A 17050-nucleotide genomic window follows, 5' to 3' on the forward strand; every position below is an offset into this window, starting at 1 on the left:
TGCACCGGTTTGGCCCCGTGCGCCGGCCTGGCCTCCTGCGCCGGCCTGGCCCCGTGCACCGGTTTGCGTGGGCGGGTCCCCGGCCGGCCGGGGAGCGCGGCGGAAGTGATGGGGCGTCAGGGCCGGCCGGGCAGGAGGGCCGCCAGTGCGGAGATGGAATCGGGGCCCACCCGGCAGCAGCCGCCGATGAGCCGGGCGCCCGCGGCGTACCAGCTCGCGACCCGGTCCGCGGTGAAGGTCGCCGGGCCGCGCCAGGCCCGGGCCCGTGCGTCCCAGCGCTCCCCGCTGTTGGGGTAGACCACCACCGGTTTGCCGGTGATCCGGGCCGCCAGTGCCACGGCGGGTCCCGCGTCGGACGGCGTGCAGCAGTTGACCCCCACCGCGATGACCTCCGGCGCGTCGGCCGCCAGTGCGAACGCCTCCGTCAGCGGCTGCCCGGCGCGGGTCCGGTCGCCCTGGACGCTGTAGGACAGCCAGGCGGGCACGCCCAGGCCCCGGACGGCCCGCAGCAGGGCACGGGCCTCGTCGGTGTCCGGCACGGTCTCCAAGGCCAGTACGTCGGGGCGTGCGGAGGCCAGCACCTCCAGGCGGGGGCGGTGGAAACGTTCCAGCTCGTGGACGGTGCGGCCGTAGCGGCCCCGGTACTCGGATCCGTCGGCGAGCATCGCTCCGTACGGTCCCGCCGAGGCCGCGACGTACAACGGGCCGTCCGCACGCGCCGTTTGGGTGCCGTCGGCGCACGCGGCCCGACGGGCGAGTTCCACGCTGCGGCGCAGCAGCCCGGCCGCCTCCCGCGTGCCGGTGCCGCGCCGCGCGAAGCCCTCGAAGGTCGCCTGGTAGCTGGCGGTGATCGCCACCCGTGCGCCCGCGGCGTAGTAGGCGCGGTGCGCCTCGACGATCGCCCCGGGGTCCTCGGCGAGCAGCCGGGCGGACCACAGCTCGTCACTCAGGTCGTGTCCGGCGGCTTCCAACTGGTTGGACAGACCGCCGTCCAGGACGACCGGGCCCGCGGCCAGGGCGTCGGCGAGCGACGGCGTCGGGCTGGTCATGGCGCGGCCTCTCTCCTGGCGGGCGGCCGGCCCTGCCGCTCGATGGCCGGCCCGCCGCCTCTTCTCACCGCTGGACGGCCTGGATGTCCAGCTCGATCCGGATCGTAGCGCCGATGGCCGCGATGCCCCGGGCCAGCATCTTGCGCCAGTCGAGGGTGAAGTCCTCGCGGTGCAGTTCGGTGGTGGCCGTGCAGGCCGTCCGCGTCTCGCCGCCCATGCCCGTACCGATTCCCAGATAACGGGTGTCGAGCTGGACGGAGCGGCTGACGCCGTGCAGATGCAGCACGCCCTGCACCTGCCAGCGGCTGCCGCCCTTGTGGACGAAGCGCTCACCGGTGAACTGGAGGTAGGGGTAGCGCTCCACGTCCAGGAACTCGGCGGAGCGCAGATGGTCGTCGCGCATCTTGACGCCCGAGTCGATGCTCGCGGCGTCGATGGTCACCTCGACCCGGGAGTCCTGCATGTCCGGGGCGATCCACAGACTGCCCTCGAAGCGGTTGAACCGGCCGTGGATCTCCGCCAGGCCGATGTGCCGTGCCGTGAAGCGTACGAAGGAGTGGTCGGGGTCGATCCGCCAGTCGCCCGGGGCCGGCGTCGGCGGTACGGGCGCCGGAGCCAGGGCCAGGGGTCGCGGCGCGGTGCGCTGCCCCGCGGTGACCGGGGCCTGGAACCGTTCCGGCCGGAAGCCGTCCAGGGCGACCAGGACCTGGTGGTCACCGGGTGGCAGCGTCGCGGAGAAGATGCCGTTGGGGTCCGTCTGGCCCCGCATCAGTTCCGGGCCCTGCGGCCCCCGTACCGACACCTCGGCCCCGGCCATCGGCAGGCCGACGGGATCGTGAACGGTCAGGTCCAGCGCCCCGGCGCCGCGGGGGAGGGGAGCCGGGGCGCTGTGGGGCGAGCGGTCACGAAGACGGTGCAGAAGGGCGAATGCCATGGCAGGACGGGGCCTCCTGGTCAGTTGTGGTGAAACAGGTGCAACTCCATCCTGTCATTGGTCCAGACCGCAGATGACCTCGGGATGTCAATACCGGGGTAAACGTGAAATTCCTCGCACTCGGCTCGATGGACTCGGCTCGATGGACTTGGCTCGATGTCCTCGACTCGGTGCCCTCGGCTCAGTCGTCGGACATCGTCGGGGTGCCATGGACCGGTTGCGTACCGGATCCGGACCGGACACCCGCAACCGACCGGAAGACGAAGGAGAATCGCGCCGGCGCCGCCCGGAGCCGGTAAGGCTCAAGGACGCCGGGCCCGCACGACTGACTGCCGATGCCGTGCTGAGCGTGATCGAGATGGAGCCATATGCGATCGCCGGGGACCAGATCGGTGGTGTGCCGGGCCGCGTCCAGTTCCTCGGTCGTCCAGCGGCGAGCGGTGAGGAAGAAGGCGGGATCACCCTCGACACGCAGGCCCGACCGGTCCGTACGGGTCAGTTCGGCCCACCGTACATCGCACCGCGCCCCGTTCTCCTGCGGCCGTACATAGGGCGTCTGCAGCGCGTCCACCGGCATCGACCACCGTCCCAGACGCGCGGCGGCCCGGGTGTCGGGATACGCCTCACCCGGCCCGCCGCCGTACCACTCGGCGATCCCCAGGCTGCCGCACACCCCCATCCGCACACCGAGCCGCGGCAACGGGCAGGGCCACTCGCCCTCCGGCTCCACGGACACCTCCAGGCGCAGCCGGGGGCCGTCCGCCGTCCAGCGGTAGAGGGTGCGCAGGGCGAGGTCCGTCGCGGCCGGCGCCACCCGGGACCGTACGACCAGGGACGCGGGGCCGCACTCCACCGCGTCGACACGGTGCCGCATACGGTGCAGGCCGATCCGCCGCCACTCAGGGGCGCAGCGAGTCTCCGGCTGCCAGGGCGCACCCTCGTCGTTGTCGGTGGGCGCCCGCCACACATCCAGCCGGGGGCCGGCGAGCTGGATGCCGTCGAGATAGCCCAGGACGCCGGTCGTGGCGTCGAAGGTTCCCGGGCCCAGGACGATGACATTGCCCTCGCCGCGCCGGGGGCAGGCGGTCGCGGGGGGCTCCTGGCGCGGTTTCCGGGACGGCGAGGCGGAATGAGGCCCTGGACCAGTCGGCGGGGCGGCCGACGCCGGCACTGCCGAGCCCGTCAACGCAGCCGCCGCCGAATCCGCCGATGGGGGTACGTATGCGGGGAACTGGCCCCAGGCGACCTCATGGCCCGCGTCCGCCCAGGCCGTGGCCTCGGCGAGCACGGCCCGTACGGTCCACAGCGTCTCGCGGCCCGGCCCGTCGGCAGCGGGCGGCTTCGGCAGCTCCACCTCGGCGGACCGGCCCGGTGCCAGCGGCGGTACCGCCAGCGTTCCTTCCGCCAGGACCTCGCCTTCCGCCTCATAGGACCAGCGGAAGGCGAACGGGGAAAGGTCCGCGAAATCCTGGCCGTTGGTGATACGGACCGTACCGGGTTCCACCTCCGTGCCGGTCTTCGTCACGCCGGTCTTCGTCGTGCCGTTCCCCGCTGTGCCGGTCGTCGCCGTGCCGGTCCTCCTCGTGCCGTTCCCCGCCGCGCTGCCGCCCTCGATGCGGACCGGCTCGATCACCTTCTTGTACTCGGTCAGCCCGGGAGAGGGCGTGCGGTCGGGGAAGACCAGCCCGTCGCAGACGAAGTTGCCGTCGTGCAGTTCTTCGCCGAAGTCGCCCCCGTAGGCGTGGAACAGCTCGCCGCCGGCGGTCCGCCGCAGCAGTCCGTGGTCGATCCACTCCCATACGAAGCCGCCCTGGCAGCGCTCGTACGTCTCGAAGAGCCGCTGGTACTCGCTCAGACCGCCGGGGCCGTTGCCCATGGCGTGCGCGTACTCGCACAGGATGAAGGGCAGGGCGCGGCGCCGGGCGTCCGCCACGGGGTCCGCCAGGGGCGCCTCGGTGCGCCGGCCGATCCGCTCGACCTCCGCGTGCGGGGCGTACATACGGGAGTAGACGTCGGTGTCCGCGCAGCTCGGGTCGCCCTCGTAGTGCAGCGGGCGGGACGGGTCACGGTCCCGTATCCAGGCGGCCATGGCCGACAGACCGCGGCCGGTGCCGCACTCGTTGCCCAGCGACCACATGATGACGCTGGGATGGTTCTTGTCGCGTTCCACCATGCGGCGGGCGCGGTCCAGCAACGCGGGCGTCCAGCGCGGATCGTCCACTGGGTTGTCCCGCCAGCCCTGCTGCTCGAAGCCATGGGTCTCCAGGTCGCACTCCTCCAGAACCCACAGCCCCAGCTCGTCGCACAGGTCGAGGAAGGCCGGGTGCGGCGGATAATGGCTGGTGCGGACCGCGTTGATGTTGTGCCGCTTCATCAGCAGCAGATCGCGGCGGATGGTCTCGGGGCCCAGGGTGCGGCCGTGACGCGGGTGGAACTCGTGGCGGTTGACCCCGCGGATCAGGATGCGGCGGCCGTTGACCTTCAGCAGGCCGTCCTCGACGCGGACGCTGCGGAAGCCGATGCGCAGCGGTACGCGCTCGCCGGAGGTGGCCAGTTCGCCGTCGTACAGACGCGGTGTCTCGGCGGTCCACGCCTGTACGGGGACGGTCGCGCTGTGGCCCGTCGCCAGGTCCAGACCGAGTTCCGGGACGGTGACGCGGCCGGCCGGCTCGCAGTCCACCCGTAAGGTGCCCTGGCCGGTGACGTGGTCGTAGGAGGCGTGCACGAAGTAGTCGCGGACGGCGCCTTCGGGCCGCTGGTGGAGTGAAACGTTTCGGAAGATGCCGGGCAGCCACCACTGGTCCTGGTCCTCCAGGTAACTGCCCGAGGACCATTGATGGACGCGCACCGCCAGTACGTTACGGCGTGGGCGCAGCAGATGGCCGACCTCGAACTCATGAGGCAGCCGGCTCCCTTTGAAGTGCCCCAGTTCCCGCCCGTTGAGCCAGACACGGGCGCACGATTCCACACCGCCGAAGTGCAGTACCGCCGGGCCGGGCGGCCACTCGCCGGGCAGGTCGAAGACATGGCGGTGGTCGCCGGTGGGATTCTCGTCGGGGGTCCGCGGGGGATCGACGGGGAAGGGGTAGCCGGTGTTGGTGTACGCGGGCGAGCCGAACCCGTGCCCCGGCGGTCCCGGCTCTCGGCCGTACGACCCCTCCTGCCCGTGCTTCCCTCCTGCCTCGCTTCCTTCCCTTTCTCCCCCTCCTTCCCCTCTTTCATTCCATTCCCCCTGTAACACCCAGTGTCCGGGCACCCGCAGTTCGTCCCAGCCCGAGTCGTCGAAGTCGGGCCGCGCGAAGGAACCGTCCTCGGCATCCGCCCGCGCGGACAGCCGAAAGCGCCATGTCCCGTGCAACGGGAGCCGCCTGACGCTCGTACGTGCATACCAGGCGCGCGGCGGCAGACACCCGCTGCCGGGCGAGAAGTCCTCGTAATAGGGGAGATTGCGGGACGTTGGTGGCAGGAGTGACGGCTGGGGCTGCGTGCCGGTCAAGGGTCCTCCTCGCGGCGGCAACGGTGGCCTGACGGTGGATCACATCAGCGAATCATGACGGACGGCCCGTCGGCGACCGTATACGGATGACTGACCGCTGAAGTGTCGCCCTTCGCCCCCGCTCTGCGCACCCGGTCGTCGGCCTTCCACTTCCCGGACGTCCGCCTACGGCGCCGACCGTGGAGCTCTCCCTTTCCGGCCGTTCGCCCAAGCTGTCCGCAGGGCCGTGTCCGGCTGTCCGGGCCGTCGCCGGACCAGCACGTCAGCGTCCGTCAGCGTCCCTGCCGCTGTCCGGGACATGTCCCGGACAGCGATCCGGCTTGCGGACCCACGGGCGTCGGCACCACAGTCGTTCCCGGCATTCGAAAACGCCTGGCACCGGCCGCACATCATGCGTGTGTCCATCGCCGGAAGCCGTCCAGGAGGGTGCGATGACCGTACGAGCACGGCACGGTGCGTGCCGCTCGCCCTGACCGGTGTGCTTGGACGACTCCGACGTCAGGAACGGCACCGGCACCAGTTACCACTTCGATGTCAGGAGTGCCGCACGGTCCTCCGGTTCCTGCGCCGCCCGAGTCGGGGAAGGGCGCACGAACCGGACGTGCGGGCCGCCGACGGCCACTTCGGCAGCCCGCACCGCCGGAGTACGGCAGGCAGAGCGGGGGCGGCCCGGACCGCGCGATACGCGGCGGCCCGGGCCGGACGGCAGTGGTCGGGCCGTGCCTGCCGTACCCCGGCGCCTGGTGTCTGGTACCCGGCGCCCTATGCCTGAGCCCGGCGCCCGGGCCCGGTGCCCGGTGCCCGGTGCCCGGTGCCCGGTGTCAGACGTCCGTGACGGTGACGGCGGTGGCCAGGGCGGACGCCGGGTCCAGTGATGACGGACCGGCCGGGACCCACCGGCCGCGGTGCCTGCGGTACGGCCACCACCTCCCGTCACGGCCGTACCGCAACTGCGCGTCCTGGCCGACCACGGTCCAGCGGTTGCCAGTGGCCCGCAGCCGCGGCCGGGGATCCTCCTCCTCCCATGCGGCGGCCAGTTGAGCGGTGGCGCGCGCCATGATCTCCGGCTGCGGTGTCCACTCCTCCTCCAGGGCCGCAAGCCCCGCGGCGCCGCCCTGCTCCCACGCCTGAACGGCCAGTGCCAGCCCCCGGGAGTCGCGTCCCGTGCCCGCCGCGAGCCGGCCGGCCGCCGCAGGGTCCGGCCGGGCCGCTGCGAGCCGGACCGCGTCCTGCTCGCAGGTCAGCGGTGGCGGCGGTGGGGCGTCGGCGTGCCGGGGGGAGAGCGCGTCCGCCAGCAGACGCTGGGCGCGGGCGGCGGTGTCGGCGATCAGGAACTCCAGCGCCGCCACGTCCACGCCCGGCGCGGGCGCGGTGCCGCCGCCCAGGGCCGGTGCGGTGCCCGGTTCGTCCACGAGCGGTGGTGGCGCGGGCAGCGGCGGCGCACCACCGGTCGCCACGTGGGTGCCGGCCGCCGCGTACACCTCGGTGGCCGGCACACCCGCGAGGGGCCGCGCCGCTCCGGCCGGCGCGTCGGCTTCCGGCGCCTGCGCGTGGGCCGCACTGCGTGCCTGGAGGTCCTCCAGCAGTTCCCGCTCCCCGCGCCCGCGCAGCAACAGCAGAACGAAGGGGTCCTCGTCCAGGAGCCGCGCCAGTTGGTAACAGAGCGCGCTGGTGTGCGCACAGTGGTCCCACGCCTCGCAGGCGCATTCGGGCTCCAGATCGCCGATGCCCGGCAGCAGCTCCACGCCGGCGGCAGCCGCGTCCTCCACCAGGTGCGGCGGCATGTCGCGGTCCAGCAGCGCGGCTATGTGTCCGGCCTGGTCCGCGACCATGTCCAGGAACCGGTCCCATTCCGTCGCGCTCAGCTCCTGCAACAGGACGTCGGAACGGTAGGCCGTACGGTCCCGGTCCTGGACGACCGCGGTGATCCGGCCCGGACGCACCGACACCGCACCCACCGCGCCCGCCCGCGCGTGTCTGCGGCCCAGCTTGACCTGCGTGCCGTCAAGCGCCGTGTCCTCCAGGGCCTGGAGCCAGGCATGACCCCACCAGGTCCGCGCGAAACCCCGGCCGCGGGCGGGCGGCAGCGCCGCGAAGGTGCGCTCGGCACCGCGCTTCTCCCGCGCCGGACCTCCTTCGCCGTCGCTCCCCCGAGCCGTTCCCCGTCCCGTTCCCTGACCCCTGTCCTGGCCCATGCCCCGGTGCTCTCCCCGGTTCTCGGTGTTCTCGTCGACCTCGTATGCGCCGTCCTCATACGCGCCACTGGCGTACGCGCCGTCCTCATACGCGCCACTGCGCGCGCTCCCGTACGCAGCGCTCATCGCTCGCTCCCTCGCAGTTCGACCAGGTCCGCCAGCTCGGCATCGGTCAGTTCGGTCAGTGCCGCCTCGCCGGACCCGAGCACGGCGTCCGCCAGCCGCCGCTTGCGCTCCAGCATCGTGGCGATCCGGTCCTCGATCGTGCCTTCGGTGATCATGCGGTGGACCTGCACCGGCTGGGTCTGGCCGATGCGGTACGCGCGGTCGGTGGCCTGTGCCTCGACCGCCGGGTTCCACCAGCGGTCGAAGTGCACGACGTGAGCCGCCCTGGTGAGGTTCAGACCCGTACCAGCGGCCTTCAACGACAGCAGGAAGACCGGTGCCGCGCCGTCCTGGAAGCGGCGGACCATCTCCTCGCGGCGTGCCACCGGCGTCCCGCCGTGCAGGAACTGTGTCGCGACACCGCGGGCCGCCAGATGCCGCTCCAGCAGCCGGGCCATCTGCACGTACTGGGTGAAGACCAGCACGCTCGACCCCTCGGCGAGAATCGCGTCCAGCAGTTCGTCCAGCAGCTCCACCTTCCCCGAACGTCCCTCGATCCGGGGCTCGTTCTCTTTGAGGAACTGCGCCGGGTGGTTGCAGATCTGCTTGAGCGAGGTCAGCAGCTTCACGACCAGGCCGCGGCGTTCGAAGCCGTCCGTCCCCGCGATGCCGGCCAGCCCCTCGCGCACCACGGCCTCGTACAGCCCGGCCTGTTCCTTGGTGAGCGCGACCGCGCGATCGGTCTCCGTCTTCGGCGGCAGCTCCGGCGCGATGCCGGGGTCGGACTTGCGGCGGCGCAGCAGGAAGGGCCGTACGAGACGGGCCAGCCGCTCGGCCGCGGCCGGGTCGGTGCCGCCCTCGACGGCACGGGCGTAGCGCGTACGGAACCGGCCGAGCGGGCCGAGGAGGCCGGGCGTCGTCCAGTCCAGGACGGCCCACAGCTCGGACAGGTTGTTCTCGACGGGCGTGCCGGTGAGTGCCACCCGGGCGCCTGCCGGGATGCCGCGCAGCGCCTTGGCCGTAGCGGAGAAGGGGTTCTTGACGTGCTGGGCCTCGTCGGCGACGACCAGGCCCCAGCGTGCCTGCGCCAGCTTCCGCGCGTCCAGCCGCATCGTTCCGTACGTGGTCAGGACGAACTCGTCGTCGGCCAGGTGCTCCAGGCTGCGGTGAGCGGCGTGGAAGCGGCGCACGGGCGCGCCGGGAGCGAACTTCTCGATCTCCCGTTGCCAGTTGCCCATGAGGGACGTGGGACAGACCACGAGGGTGGGACCGGCGAGGGCCGGGTCGGTCTGGCGGTGGAGGTGGAGCGCGATGAGGGTGATGGTCTTGCCCAGGCCCATGTCGTCCGCGAGACAGCCGCCGAGGCCGAGCGCGGTCATACGGTGCAGCCAGCGCAGACCGCGCAGTTGGTAGTCGCGGAGGGTGGCGGCCAGCGCCGCGGGCTGACCGACCGCATCCTCCCGGGCCCTGCTCCGCCGGTCTGTGCTCCGCCGCTCCCCGGGGCACCGGCCCCCTCCGGATTCCCGATCCGGTCGCGCAGCCAGGCCGGCCATCCGGAGGCGACCACCTCCACCTGCTCGCCGTCGTCGGTCTCGGCGGTGCCGGTGAGTGCCGCCGCGAGCGCGTCGATCGGAGTGATCTTGCGGTCCCGGCGGTCCCGGGCCGCCCGTACGGCCTCCGGATCGATCAGCACCCACTGGTCCCGCAGCCGTACCAGTGGCCGTCCTGCCTCGGCGAGCCGGTCCAGCTCCGCCTTGCCGAGCTCCTGGTCGCCGATGGCGAAGCGCCAACTGAAGGAGAGCAGGGCCTCGGCGGAGACGAAGGACGACAGTCCGGAACCCGTCCGGTACCGACTCCCGCTCTCGTCGTCCTGCCCCTGCCTTCCCCCGTCCTCCGGGTGGTCCGGTAGTCCGGACGGTCCCACCACGGCGCGGGTGGTCAGCCCCCGTACCACCTCTTTCGGCCAGTGGACCGCTACCCCGGCGGCGGCCAGCGCCCGGGCGGCCGGGCCGAGGAGCTCGGCGATCTCCTCGTCGGCCAGGCCGATGGCGTCCGGGACGGCGGCGGAGAGCAGAGGGGCGAGCGGCGGCCAGACACCGGCGGCGCGACGGAGGGTGAGCAGGGTGTCCATCCGGGCCCGGGGGCCGAAGGACTCACCGGCGGAGGACGCCCCGGACCACACCTCGGACGCGTCGGCCACGACCGTGGGATCGGTGAGGCTGTGCACCTGCAGCACGGCCGTGAACGCCCCGGACCGGGCCTCCTCGCGTCCGCCGTCCTGCTCGGCGTCAGTTTTCACGGCGCCGGACCCCTTGGTGCCGGACCCGTCGGTGCCGGACCCGTTGGCGCCGGTCCGGCCGGCACCGGTCTCCCCGCCGTCGGTCAGGCCCGCCACCTCCACACGCAGCGAGATCCGCACCCCCGCGTCGTGCCCGGCCGCCACGTCCGCGGCCCAGTCCCGCTGCTCGGGGATGTGCTGGGGTTCGGCCGCGGCGAACGCCGGGCCGCCGGTGACGAGCGTGGCCGCGGGGGAGCGGGGCAGCCCGTCGGCCACCGCGTCGAGAAAGGCCCGTACGAGACGCTCCGGTTCGGGCAGCTCCACCGGGTCCGTACCGGGGAGCGGGGTGGCATGGGCGTGCGCGGGCATCGCGGCGGCGAGGGCGCGCACCCGCTGGACGTCGGCGGGATCCAGCGGCCTGGGGCGCCAGGCGTCGTAACCCGCCGGGCTCAGTCCCGGCAGCAGCCGCCCGCGGGCAGCGAGTTGCAGGGCCAGTACGGACACGGCCCCCCAGAACGCCGCGGCCGGGTCGGCGGTACGGGCCGTACGGGCGCGGGTGAGCACCGGGACCGCCGCGCCGACGGGCAGGACGACGGCCGGCACGTCCCGGACCACGATCTCTCCGTCCGGCCCGGGGACGGCGACCGCCACGTGCTGCGCCTCGTGGCCGAGGCCATCGCCGCCGGCGGGCTCGCCGTCCGGCCGCCAGAAGGCGACCTGGCCGGTACGAGGCGGGTCGGAGGGGAGAAAGACCGCTGCGCAACGGGAGAGCGCGGAGGCCGGGTGGTGCTCCGGAGCCTGAGTTGTTGCCACGTGCCGAGTACTCCTCAACTTTGACTACTGGCGGCAGAGCGCCCGAGGGTACATGACGATCGGGCGTCGCGCGCAATGATCACGACCCCGGATTTCTCCGGTCCCACCGGTTCCCGGAAGGCGAGGCGGTCCCGCCGGCCTGAGCGCCCGGCGTCTGCTCCCCTGGAACCCCGCACATCGAATCCACGTTCAATGAAAGACACAGAGCGCGGCATCCGGCCGCGGGAGGGACGTGGAAGATGTCCACAGGTACGAAGGTCGCTGTCATCGGCGGTGCTGCGGTGGGACTGCTCCTGCTGTGGGTGCTGCCTTTCTGGCTGGCGGTCCTGGTCATGCTCGGCGTGCAGGTCACGCTGTATCTGGCGCTGGACCCGCAGCAGCGGCGCAGGCTGCGGCGGGTGGCCCGTAAGGAGCTCGGGCGCTGAGCGCCGCGGCACACTGACGTCCGGCGACGGAAGCCGGACACGGCAGGAGACGACGACGTCCCCGTCAGCGGGCCCGCGGATCGCCCGATCCGTGGGTGGGACGTTGTCGCGCCCACCGCGTCCACCCTCCGATGCTGCCGAAGCTGAAGCTGAAGCTGAAGCTGAAGCCGAAGCCGAAGCCGAAGCCGACGGTGGCGGTGGCGGTAGAGGTGGCGCCGGCACCTCGAACGATTCCTCATGCCCCTCGAAACCCTCATGCATGACCACTGCCGCCCCCGTGTCCGTGCCCGTGCCGCCCCTCCACGCCGACGCGTCCGCGCCGCCGTGCAAAGCAAGTTGAGCACAGGGGTCTGACAACGCCCACGCGCGAGATCGTCCCCGGGCCCGCGGAAGCCGCCCGCCCGGCGCGCAAGCCGTCAGGCGGCGGGCAGGCCGAGCAGGTCCCGTGCCACCCTCTGAGGCGGCTCATGGCGCTCCCGGGCGAGCGTGATCACCGCCCGGCAGGCCAACTCACGTACCCCGAAAGCGAGTGCCTCGGGGGAAACCCACTGCGTGGCCTCGGCGCTGCCTTCCTCGTCGCCCTCGGCGCACGCCGCGACATGGGTCGCGGCGGCATCGAAGAGATTGTGCGGCCCCTTCGCCCCGGGAACCCGCGTGGACCGCCGCGCCGTTTCAGGCCGCGTGGCCGACAGCTTCTCCTCGATCATCTGTCTGACGTCGCGGAAAGATCTGAAGAATTCCTGTAAGAACCCGGCCATCATCTCTCCCAGTCCGGTGCTTGTGCCGGTCGTTCAAGTGTGCCCTGAGCCCCTAGGGTTGGACCCGTGGCGATGGAAGGGACAGGTGCTCGGTGAGGCGTTACGACTGGCTGCGGCAGATTCAGCGGCTCGATCCGGAGAAGGACTTCCTGCGGATCTACCGCATCACGGCGACGTACGAGTTCCCGTGGGACATGACCAGGGCCCTGGAACTGGCGCTGTACCGCACGTACGCGGTGCCCAGCATCGGCCGGCTCCTTGACCGGACCGCCGAGTTCACCAACCGCCCGCAAAAGCGCTACGACGACACCGCGCTGCTTATGGACGCGGTGGTGGAGCACGGCTTCGAGGCCGAGGGCGGTCGGACCGCCATCCGCCGTATCAACCAGATGCACCGCAGCTACGACATCAGTAATGAAGACATGCGGTACGTCCTGTGCACCTTCGCGGTGATGCCCAAGCGCTGGCTCGACCAGTACGGCTGGCGGCGGCTGTGCGAGCAGGAAAAACGCGCGTCGGCCGTCTACTACCGCACTCTGGGCAAGCACATGGGCATCAAGGACAGCCCGCAGACCTTCCAGGACTTCGAACGCTGTCTGGACGACTACGAGCGGGAGCACTTCGCCTGGGACGAGGGCGGCCGACGGGTGTCGGACGCCACCCTCGACCTGATGGCGGGCTGGTACGGGCCGCTCGCCCCCCTGGTCCGCGGCGCGAGCATGGCGCTGCTGGACGACTCGCTGCTGGAGGCGTTCCGTTACGAGCGTCCCAAGCCGGCCGTCCAGGCGGCGGTGCGCGGCACGCTCCGGCTGCGGGCCAGGGCCGTACGCCTCATGCCGCCGCGCCGCACCCCGCACTACGCCCGTCAGAACCCGGAGATCAAGGGCTACCCCCACGGCTACCGCATCGCTGACCTGGGAACTTTCCCCAAGTCCCGCCCCGCGGCCGGATGCCCTGTCGCCCATGGGGAGCGGGTCTCCGAGCCGGACCAGGCGTAGGGGCCCGTACGGTCATATCGGCCGCCCGTACGGTCACACCTGTCCGTACGGGGCTCCGTCCTCGCCCCGGCGCACCGCGAGCGCGAGATAGCGGGCGTCCTCATCCACGTAACTGACCAGGTCCCAGCCGCTTTCCGCCAGCACGGGCCGCAGGTTCCGCTCCGCCCTCAGATCGTCGGGAGTGATCTGGCGTCCCTTGCGCGCGGCAAGAGCCCGTCGCCCGATGGGGTGAAAAAGGGCGAGACGGCCCCCGGGGCGTACACACCTGGCCAACTCCGCGAGGCCGGCCGAGGGCTCCGCCAAATGGGAGAGCAGCCCGGCCGCGAAGACGGCGTCGAGGCAGGCGTCCCGCAGCGGCAGCCGGGACACGTCGGTGAGCAGGAGCCCCGTGCCGCGCTGTCGCCCCTCCCGAACGGCGACCGTGAGCATCTCGGGGGTCAGGTCCGCGCCCAGGACCGTGCCGCGCGCGCCGACGGCGGCGCGCAGCGCGGGCAGCGCCCGGCCCGTGCCACAGCCCGCGTCCAGGACGCGATCGCCCTCGCGCAGTCCCATCGCCGCCACGCCCGCGGCGTAGGCGGGCCCGTCGTCGGGGAAACGGGCGTCCCAGCCGTCGGCCCGTGACCCGAAGAACTCGCGTACCTCATGAGGGTGATCGTCGAGGGCGTCGTTCATGTGTGTTCTCCTCCAGGGTCGTAGCAACGGCCCATGATCCCACCGCTGTCACTCCTGGGACCGCCGCCGTGCATACGGTCGTCTCTCCCGGCGACGGGGCGAGCGAGGCGGCCTGTCGAACGTTGCCACGTGAAGTTGTCAACTACCCGGCGCCGCGCGTCGGTCGAGGAGTACGGTCCTCGCCATGGTTTTCGGACAGATGCCCAATGGTGCGCGGGACACGGCCGAAGCCTCCCGGCCGTCCGGTGCGGACCGGGCCCTCGGTGCGCCGGACCGGCAGCCTGGGGACGCCGCGGACCACGAACCCGGGCTGGCCTTGAAGATCCTGGTCGCGGGGGGATTCGGGGTGGGCAAGACGACCCTGGTCGGGGCCGTCGGCGAGATCCGTCCGCTGCGTACGGAGGAGCGGCTCGGCGCGGCCGGGACGTCGGTGGACGACACCGAAGGGGTGGAGCACAAGAGCACCACCACCGTGGCGATGGACTTCGGGCGTATCACCATCAGGGCGGGGCTGTCGGTGCACCTCTTCGGAACGCCCGGGCAGGATCGTTTCTGGTTTCTGTGGGACGACTTGGCGGACGGCGCGCTGGGGGCCGTGGTGCTCGCCGACACGCGTCGGCTCCCGGACTGTTTCCCGGCGGTGGACTACTTCGAGAGCCGCGCCGTCCCGTTCCTGGTGGCCGTCAACTGCTTCGCCGGCGCGCGGGCGTACGGCGCGGACGAGGTCGCGCAGGCACTGGACCTGGACCGCGGCACACCGGTGGTGCTCTGTGACGCGCGGGACCGTGATTCCGGCAAGCAAGTACTGATACGGCTGGTGGAGTACGCCGGGCGGACACACGCCGCCCGGCTGCTGGACTCCGTCGGCTGAGGGCCCCTTGGGCGTCCGTCCCTCGCCTGTCCGCCGCCCGTCCGGTGTCGGTCCGGCACGCGTCCGCCGCGCGCCTGCCGGACCCGCGTCATACGGCGTGAACGAGCCGGGTGGGCGGCGCGGCGGGAGAGGGCCGCTTGCCGGGACGCGACCGGTGGGTCAGGCTGGCACGGCGGTCGTGCGCGATCGCCGACCGCTGACCGCGCCCGGGGAAGGGCGCCGACGGGGACACGGGGAACAGGGGGAGAAGCGGCATGGCACTGAGCAGCGAACTGGACTGGCTGCTGGAGGATCTGACCAGGCGGACGGAACGGGTACGGCACGCCCTCGTGCTGTCCAACGACGGACTCGTGACGGGGGCGAGCGAGGCACTGGCGCGGGAGGACGCCGAGCACTTGGCCGCGGTCGCCTCGGGCCTGCACAGCCTCGCCAAGGGGACCGGCCGCCAGTTCAAGGCCGGGCGGGTGCGTCAGACGATCGTGGAATTCGATGACGCGGTGCTGTTCGTGACGGCGGCGGGCGACGGCAGTTGCCTGTGCGTGCTGGCAGGCGCGGACGCCGACCTGGGACATATCGCTTACGAAATGACGCTGCTCGTCAACCGTGTGGGTGAGCATCTGGGCGTCATGGCGCGACAGCCCTGAAAGTTATCCACAGCCGGCCGGGCGGGGGTTGACCCGCTGTCGCATCCCGCGGCTATGGTCGTCACTGTCAGTGATCGACATGTTGCGGGGGTGCAGGACATGGCAGTGATGTGTGACGGGCGGCAGGCGCTCGCGATGAGCCGGGCGGCTCAGGAACTGGAGCTCAAGAGCGGGGAGTTGGAACTCGCCCGGCAGCTCGGAGAGGTACGTACGGTCCCGGCGGGCCCTGCCCCGGGACCCGGGTGGAACGGCTTGCCCAGGCGCCGGGCGGTGCCGGCCGAGGAAGTCGAGAGACTACGGGCCGAGGAGGGGTTCCCGGACGCGCTGCGCGGGCGGATCCGGACGGTCGGCTCGGCCGGCGCGGCCGAACTGATCGGGGTCGGCCCCACCCGGTTCCTCCGTCTGGCCAAAGCCGGCTGCTTCGCGCCCGTCAGGTTCTACGTGAACCGCTACAGCGCCGTGGTGTGGCTCTACCTCGCGGCGGAGCTGACCGGCTTCGCCGAGCGCGAGCCGGGACTGCTGCGGGAGAACACCCCCGCAGCGATGCGGGTGATGCTCGACGCGGGAGGGGACTGGCGCGGACGGCAGTGGCGTGGCCGGCGGGTCTCCCGGCTGATGGAGGAGGCGGAGGACCGCTGGGAGTCGGCGGCTGTGATTGCCGCCGTACTGCCCCCGGAGGAGGTGGCCTCAGTGGTGGAGGACCCCTCGGAGCGCTCCCTGCTGCGGCAGCTCAAGCCCGTCCTGGCCACCGTCGGCACCACGACCCCCGCCGCGCGGGAGGCGGCCGACCGCGTACTTATCGCGCAGGAGTTCGACGAGGTGATGTGGTACCGCGTCAGCCTCTCCCGGGCCCTGGAAGGCGCCCGGGCCCAGGGACCCGCGCGCCGCAGGCAACCGTCCGACGCGTACCGCGGCGGTCAGCCGCCCAGCTTCCGGAACAGCCCCTCCTGGACGACCGACACCAGGAGCCTGCCCTCAAGGTCGTAGATACGCCCGCGGGCCAGGCCCCGGCCGCCGGTGGCGATCGGTGACTCCTGGTCGTACAGGAACCACTCGTCCGCGCGGAACGGACGGTGGAACCACATCGCGTGGTCGAGGGAGGCCATGTCGAACCCCCGGGGACCCCACAGGGGCTCGATGGGGATGCGCACGGCGTCCAGGAGCGTCATGTCGCTGGCGTAGGTCAGCGCGCACGTGTGGACGAGCGGGTCGTCACCCAGCGGCCCGACTGCCCGCATCCATACGGCGCTGCGCGGCTCGGCGCCCTCGATCTCCGCCGGTGTCCAGCGCAGCCGGTCGACATAGCGGATGTCGAAGGGCACCCTGCGAGCCATTCGCTCCAGGGCCTCGGGCAGCTCGCCGAGGTGCTCGCGGACCTCGTCGGCGACCGTGGGCAGCTCCTCGGGGCCGGGCACCTCACGGCGCATCGGCAACTGATGTTCGAAGCCCGGTTCGGGCTTGTGGAAGGAGGCGGTCAGATTGAAGATCGTGCGTCCCTCTTGGACGGCGACGACCCGGCGCGTGGTGAAGGAACGGCCGTCACGCACCCGCTCGACCTGGTACACGATCGGCACGCCGGGGCGGCCCGGGCGCAGGAAATACGCGTGCAGCGAGTGCACGGGCCGGTCACCGTCCGTGGTCCGGCCGGCCGCCACCAGAGCCTGGCCCGCCACCTGCCCGCCGAAGACCCGCTGGAGGGACTCCTGCGGGCTGCGGCCCCGGAAGATGTTCACCTCGATCCGCTCCAGGTCCAGCAGGTCGACGAGTCTTTCGGCCGGGTTGGTCATGACCGGTGGTCCTCCGTTGTGTCGC

The 17050-nt window shown here is 72.3% G+C and carries 12 protein-coding genes and 1 pseudogene; 5 read left to right on the forward strand and 8 right to left on the reverse strand.

What is annotated here, in order from left to right:
- Positions 1 to 116 precede the first annotated feature (116 nt).
- The 5 genes and pseudogenes from mmuM to KGS77_RS32160 all read right to left on the reverse strand — a co-directional run bounded on the left by mmuM (position 117) and on the right by KGS77_RS32160 (position 10870).
- Positions 117 to 1049, reverse strand: coding sequence for a homocysteine S-methyltransferase (gene mmuM / locus KGS77_RS32140; RefSeq protein WP_242586746.1), 933 nt, complete (start codon positions 1047 to 1049; stop codon positions 117 to 119).
- A gap of 64 nt (positions 1050 to 1113) precedes the next feature.
- A complete protein-coding gene (locus KGS77_RS32145) occupies positions 1114 to 1983 on the reverse strand; it encodes a YceI family protein (protein ID WP_242586747.1) in 870 nt (289 codons plus the stop codon).
- 181 nt (positions 1984 to 2164) lie between these two features.
- On the reverse strand, positions 2165 to 5479 hold the full coding sequence (locus tag KGS77_RS32150) for a glycoside hydrolase family 2 TIM barrel-domain containing protein (protein ID WP_242586751.1): 3315 nt from the start codon (positions 5477 to 5479) through the stop codon (positions 2165 to 2167).
- A gap of 821 nt (positions 5480 to 6300) precedes the next feature.
- Positions 6301 to 7800 (reverse strand): SWF or SNF family helicase, encoded by a 1500-nt coding sequence (locus KGS77_RS32155; protein WP_242586752.1) that lies wholly within the window; start codon positions 7798 to 7800, stop codon positions 6301 to 6303.
- Positions 7797 to 10870 (reverse strand): annotated as a pseudogene (locus tag KGS77_RS32160) (DEAD/DEAH box helicase). Before KGS77_RS32160 ends, KGS77_RS32155 begins: the two are co-directional and overlap by 4 nt.
- Before the next feature lie 239 nt (positions 10871 to 11109).
- Here KGS77_RS32160 and KGS77_RS32165 point away from each other — a divergent pair.
- Complete coding sequence (locus KGS77_RS32165) at positions 11110 to 11295, forward strand: hypothetical protein (RefSeq protein ID WP_242586754.1); 186 nt, start codon at positions 11110 to 11112, stop codon at positions 11293 to 11295.
- A gap of 416 nt (positions 11296 to 11711) precedes the next feature.
- On the opposite strand, the gene KGS77_RS32170 is transcribed toward KGS77_RS32165, so the two are convergent.
- Positions 11712 to 12053 carry a hypothetical protein gene (locus KGS77_RS32170; RefSeq protein WP_242587815.1) on the reverse strand — a complete coding sequence of 114 codons (342 nt, stop codon included), beginning with the start codon at positions 12051 to 12053 and terminating at the stop codon, positions 11712 to 11714.
- 92 nt (positions 12054 to 12145) lie between these two features.
- Between KGS77_RS32170 and KGS77_RS32175 the strand changes: the two genes are divergently transcribed.
- Positions 12146 to 13051 carry an oxygenase MpaB family protein gene (locus tag KGS77_RS32175; protein WP_242586756.1) on the forward strand — a complete coding sequence of 302 codons (906 nt, stop codon included), beginning with the start codon at positions 12146 to 12148 and terminating at the stop codon, positions 13049 to 13051.
- A 33-nt stretch (positions 13052 to 13084) separates the two neighbouring features.
- Here KGS77_RS32175 and KGS77_RS32180 read toward each other — a convergent pair whose 3' ends face one another.
- Entirely contained in the window at positions 13085 to 13723 is a 639-nt protein-coding gene (locus tag KGS77_RS32180; RefSeq protein ID WP_242586758.1) for a class I SAM-dependent methyltransferase, read from the reverse strand.
- 184 nt (positions 13724 to 13907) lie between these two features.
- On the opposite strand from KGS77_RS32180, the gene KGS77_RS32185 reads away from it, so the two are divergent.
- From KGS77_RS32185 to KGS77_RS32195, 3 genes are all read left to right on the forward strand, one after another.
- Complete coding sequence (locus tag KGS77_RS32185) at positions 13908 to 14594, forward strand: ATP/GTP-binding protein (protein WP_242586760.1); 687 nt, start codon at positions 13908 to 13910, stop codon at positions 14592 to 14594.
- A 254-nt stretch (positions 14595 to 14848) separates the two neighbouring features.
- Positions 14849 to 15238 (forward strand): roadblock/LC7 domain-containing protein, encoded by a 390-nt coding sequence (locus KGS77_RS32190; RefSeq protein WP_242586762.1) that lies wholly within the window; start codon positions 14849 to 14851, stop codon positions 15236 to 15238.
- A gap of 99 nt (positions 15239 to 15337) precedes the next feature.
- Positions 15338 to 16225, forward strand: a complete 888-nt coding sequence (locus KGS77_RS32195; RefSeq protein ID WP_242586764.1) for a DUF6397 family protein — start codon at positions 15338 to 15340, stop codon at positions 16223 to 16225.
- Here KGS77_RS32195 and KGS77_RS32200 read toward each other — a convergent pair.
- Complete coding sequence (locus KGS77_RS32200; RefSeq protein ID WP_242586765.1) at positions 16156 to 17025, reverse strand: acyl-CoA thioesterase II; 870 nt, start codon at positions 17023 to 17025, stop codon at positions 16156 to 16158. The genes KGS77_RS32195 and KGS77_RS32200 overlap by 70 nt on opposite strands.
- Positions 17026 to 17050: the final 25 nt, after the last annotated feature.

It is taken from the genome of Streptomyces sp. MST-110588 (assembly GCF_022695595.1).
Lineage (GTDB): Bacteria > Actinomycetota > Actinomycetes > Streptomycetales > Streptomycetaceae > Streptomyces.

Excerpts from the sequence above, each read along its gene's own strand:
- KGS77_RS32195 (WP_242586764.1), top strand. The coding sequence starts at position 15,338 with ATGGCAGTGATGTGTGACGGGCGGCAGGCGCTCGCGATGAGCCGGGCG.
- KGS77_RS32190 (WP_242586762.1), top strand. The coding sequence starts at position 14,849 with ATGGCACTGAGCAGCGAACTGGACTGGCTGCTGGAGGATCTGACCAGG.
- mmuM (WP_242586746.1), bottom strand. The coding sequence starts at position 1,049 with ATGACCAGCCCGACGCCGTCGCTCGCCGACGCCCTGGCCGCGGGCCCG.
- KGS77_RS32165 (WP_242586754.1), top strand. The coding sequence starts at position 11,110 with ATGTCCACAGGTACGAAGGTCGCTGTCATCGGCGGTGCTGCGGTGGGA.
- KGS77_RS32170 (WP_242587815.1), bottom strand. The coding sequence starts at position 12,053 with ATGGCCGGGTTCTTACAGGAATTCTTCAGATCTTTCCGCGACGTCAGA.
- KGS77_RS32145 (WP_242586747.1), bottom strand. The coding sequence starts at position 1,983 with ATGGCATTCGCCCTTCTGCACCGTCTTCGTGACCGCTCGCCCCACAGC.
- KGS77_RS32200 (WP_242586765.1), bottom strand. The coding sequence starts at position 17,025 with ATGACCAACCCGGCCGAAAGACTCGTCGACCTGCTGGACCTGGAGCGG.
- KGS77_RS32180 (WP_242586758.1), bottom strand. The coding sequence starts at position 13,723 with ATGAACGACGCCCTCGACGATCACCCTCATGAGGTACGCGAGTTCTTC.
- KGS77_RS32155 (WP_242586752.1), bottom strand. The coding sequence starts at position 7,800 with ATGAGCGCTGCGTACGGGAGCGCGCGCAGTGGCGCGTATGAGGACGGC.
- KGS77_RS32185 (WP_242586760.1), top strand. The coding sequence starts at position 13,908 with ATGGTTTTCGGACAGATGCCCAATGGTGCGCGGGACACGGCCGAAGCC.